The organism is Streptomyces phytophilus (assembly GCF_013870535.1).
Classification (GTDB): Bacteria; Actinomycetota; Actinomycetes; order Streptomycetales; family Streptomycetaceae; genus Streptomyces; species Streptomyces phytophilus.
Window position 1 is genome coordinate 1 of record NZ_JACBXC010000592.1, and the last position, 3,664, is coordinate 3,664.

The window sequence follows — 3,664 nt, forward strand, 5'->3', positions numbered from 1 at the left end:
CGGAGGCCGTGCCCTCCCGGCCGTCGACGGTGGCGATGACGGTGAGCGTACGGCCGCGGGTCTCGCCGTTCGTCGTCAGCGCGTTGCCGGCCCAGCGCAGGTTCGCGCTCGACTCCTCGTCGGCGATCACGACGCAGCCGTCGGCGCGCGACAGCTCCAGGGCCCGCTCGACGGTCTCGTGAGGCTCGGTCGTCCGGGTGGTCCGCGTCATCGGCCGGCCTCCTGGGTGGTGTTGAGGATGTTGACGTTCCGGAAGAGCGCGGACGGGCAGCCGTGCGAGACGGACGCCGACTGGCCGGGCTGGGCCTTGCCGCAGCTGAACGTGCCGCCGAGCACGTACGTCTCCGGGCCGCCGATCGCCGACATCGAGCCCCAGAAGTCGGTGGTCGTCGCCTGGTACGCCACGTCCTTGAGCTGCCCCGTCAGCTCGCCGTTCTCGATCCGGAAGAACCGCTGCCCGGTGAACTGGAAGTTGTAGCGCTGCATGTCGATGGACCACGAGCGGTCGCCGACGACGTAGATGCCGCGCTCGACCTCGCCGATCAGCTCCTCGGTCGTCGGCCCCTCGGGCGCCGGCCGCAGCGAGACGTTCGCCATGCGCTGCACGGGCACGTGGGCGGAGGAGTCGGCGTAGGCGCAGCCGTTGGAGCGGTCGGCGCCGGTGAGCTTCGCGATGCGGCGGTCGGTCTGGTAGCCCACGAGCACGCCCTCGCGGACCAGGTCCCACGACTGGGCCTGCACGCCCTCGTCGTCCCAGCCGATGCTGGCGAGCCCGTGCTCGGCGGTGCGGTCGCCGGTGACGTTCATGAGCCCGGAGCCGTAGCGCAGCGTGCCGAGCCGGTCGAACGTGGCGAACGAGGTGCCGGCGTACGCGGCCTCGTAGCCGAGGGCGCGGTCCAGCTCGGTGGCGTGGCCGACGGACTCGTGGATCGTCAGCCACAGGTTCGACGGGTCGACCACCAGGTCGTACGAGCCGGCCTCGACGGTCGGCGCCGCCATCTTCTCGGCCAGCCAGCCGGGGATCCGCGCCAGCTCCGCGTCCCAGTCCCAGCCGGTGCCGGTCGCGTACTCCCAGCCGCGGCCGGCCGGCGGCGCGAGGGTGCGCATCGAGTCGAAGTCGCCGGAGTCGGTGACGGTCACCGCGGTCAGCTCCGGGTGGATCCGCACCCGCTGCTGGGTGGTCGAAGTGCCGGCGGTGTCGGCGTAGAACTTGTTCTCCTGGACCGCCAGCAGCGAGGCGTCCACGTGCGAGATGCCCTCGGCGCCGAGCAGCCGTTCGCTCCACTCGGTCAGCAGCCCGGTCTTGTCGCCGTCCGGTACGTCGAAGGGGTTGACCTCGTACGCGGAGATCCACGTCTTGTCCGCGTGCACCGGCTCCGGCGCCAGCTCGACCCGCTCGTCCGCCCCGGCCGCGGCGATGATCCGCGCCGACAGCTTCGCCATCGCCACCGCCCGGCCGGCGACCCGCGCGGCGGCGTCCATCGTCAGATCGACCCCGGCGGCGAAGCCCCAGGCCCCGCCGTGCACCACGCGTACCGCGTACCCGAGGTCGGTGGTGTCCGTGGCGCCCGCCGGCTTGGCGTCCTTCAGCCGCCAGGCGGCGCTGCGCACGCGCTCCAGGCGGAAGTCGGCGTGTTCGGCGCCGAGTGCCCGGGCCCGGGCGAGCGCGGCGTCCGCGAGGGCGCCGAGCGGCAGCGCGAGGAACGCCTCGTCGAGGGAATGGACCGACTTGCTCACGTTCTGCCCTCCGGTCGGTGGTGGGTGGTGGTGCCGCGGGCCGCGTCCGGGCCCCCGGCCGATCATGCCCGAGCGGATGCCCGGTGCCCAGCGGGTTTCTGTGAGAACCCCACAAGTGTCCGCCGCGGGCCTGTGTGGGGGGCGGAATGCCCGTGGCGCGTCCCGTACCGATAGCTTCTCGGGTGAGGAGTCCTGGAGCGAGTCCGGGATCCACCAGGGAGAAGGGACGGGTCCTTGAGCCGCTCGGTTCTGGTCACCGGAGGCAACCGCGGTATCGGCCTCGACATCACCCGCGCGTTCGCCGAGGCGGGCGACAAGGTCGCGTTCACGTACCGCTCGGGCGAGCCGCCCGCGGAGCTGGTGGAGCTGGGCTGCCTGCCGGTGAGGTGCGACATCACCGACACCGAGCAGGTCGACCGGGCGTACAAGGAGGTGGAGGAGGAGCACGGCAACGTCGAGGTGCTGGTGGCCAACGCCGGTGTCACCAAGGACCAGTTGCTGATGCGGATGTCCGAGGAGGACTTCACCTCCGTCGTGGACACCAACCTCACCGGCACCTTCCGCGTCGTCAAGCGCGCCAACCGCGGCATGCTGCGCGCCCGCAAGGGCCGCGTCGTGCTCATCTCCTCCGTGGTGGGCCTCATGGGCTCCCCGGGCCAGTCCAACTACGCCGCCTCCAAGGCGGCGCTCGTCGGCTTCGCCCGCTCGCTGGCGCGCGAGCTGGGCTCGCGCAACATCACCTTCAACGTCGTCGCGCCCGGCTTCGTCGAGACCGACATGACGCGGGCGCTGTCGGAGGAGCGGCAGGCGGAGATCTTCGCGCAGGTGCCGCTCGGCCGGTACGCGCAGCCGGCGGACGTCGCGGCGGCCGTGCGGTTCCTGGCCTCCGACGACGCCTCGTACATCACCGGAGCCGTCATTCCCGTGGACGGCGGATTGGGCATGGGTCACTGAGCACCATGAGCGGAATCCTCGAAGGCAAGCGCGTCCTCATCACCGGCGTGCTGCTGGAGTCGTCCATCGCCTTCCACGCCGCGAAGCTGGCGCAGGAGCAGGGCGCGGAGATCATCCTCACCGCGTTCCCGCGGCCCACGCTGACCGAGCGCATCGCGAAGAAGCTGCCCAAGCCGGTGAAGGTCGTCGAACTCGACGTCACCGACGACGCGCACCTGGCGCGGATCGAGGGCATCGTGCGCGAGGAGCTGGGCGGGCTCGACGGGCTCGTGCACTCCGTCGGCTTCGCCCCGCCGGACGCCCTCGGCGGCAACTTCCTGAACACGCCCTTCGAGTCGGTCGCCACGGCCATGCACGTCTCGGCGTTCTCGCTGAAGTCGCTGACCGTGGCGTGCCTGCCGCTGATGCAGGGCGGCGGGTCGGTGGTCGGCATGACCTTCGACGCGCAGTACGCCTGGCCGCAGTACGACTGGATGGGCCCCGCCAAGGCGGCGCTGGAGGCCACCAGCCGCTATCTCGCCCGCGACCTGGGCAAGGAGAACGTCCGCTGCAATCTGGTCTCCGCCGGGCCGATCGGCTCGATGGCCGCGAAGTCCATCCCCGGCTTCACGGACCTGGCCGACGTGTGGAACACCCGCTCGCCGCTGGAGTGGGACATGGCGGACCCGGAGCCGGCGGGGCGCGGGATCGTGGCGCTGCTGTCGGACTGGTTCCCGAAGACGACCGGCGAGATCGTGCACGTCGACGGCGGCGTGCACATCATGGGCGCGTAGCCGGCGGGCACGGGCGCGTTCCGTACGGCCGCGGCCTGCGGGCGGCTCCCTCGCGGGGTCGCCCGTTCGGCGTACGCCGGTGGGCCGCGGGCGGGGCGGCGGCGCACGCTGGAGGGGCAGTTACCGTCCCCTTGTGGTGCAGCAGCGACGCTCGTGCGCGGCGTCGCCGTACGGCCGAGGAGGTTCCGTGGTGCGTGAGG

The 3,664-nt window shown here is 72.1% G+C and carries 3 protein-coding genes and 1 pseudogene; 2 read left to right on the forward strand and 2 right to left on the reverse strand.

Going from position 1 to position 3,664, the window contains the following annotated elements:
- A pseudogene (locus H5J30_RS21860) lies at positions 1–211 on the reverse strand (TldD/PmbA family protein); the annotation flags it as partial.
- Entirely contained in the window at positions 208–1,737 is a 1,530-nt protein-coding gene (locus tag H5J30_RS21865) for a TldD/PmbA family protein (protein ID WP_181789089.1), read from the reverse strand. The gene H5J30_RS21865 and the pseudogene H5J30_RS21860, both read right to left, overlap by 4 nt.
- A 234-nt stretch (positions 1,738–1,971) precedes the next feature.
- Here H5J30_RS21865 and fabG point away from each other — a divergent pair, with 234 nt between their 5' ends.
- On the forward strand, positions 1,972–2,691 hold the full coding sequence (gene fabG, locus H5J30_RS21870) for a 3-oxoacyl-[acyl-carrier-protein] reductase (RefSeq protein ID WP_018835805.1): 720 nt from the start codon (positions 1,972–1,974) through the stop codon (positions 2,689–2,691).
- 5 nt (positions 2,692–2,696) lie between these two features.
- The gene (fabI, locus tag H5J30_RS21875; protein ID WP_181789090.1) at positions 2,697–3,464 is read left to right on the forward strand and encodes an enoyl-ACP reductase FabI; all 768 of its coding nucleotides are present in this window, start codon (positions 2,697–2,699) and stop codon (positions 3,462–3,464) included.
- The last annotated feature ends 200 nt before the right edge of the window (positions 3,465–3,664 follow it).

Coding starts and splice junctions, on each gene's coding strand:
- fabI (WP_181789090.1), top strand. CDS start 2,697: ATGAGCGGAATCCTCGAAGGCAAGCGCGTCCTCATCACCGGCGTGCTG.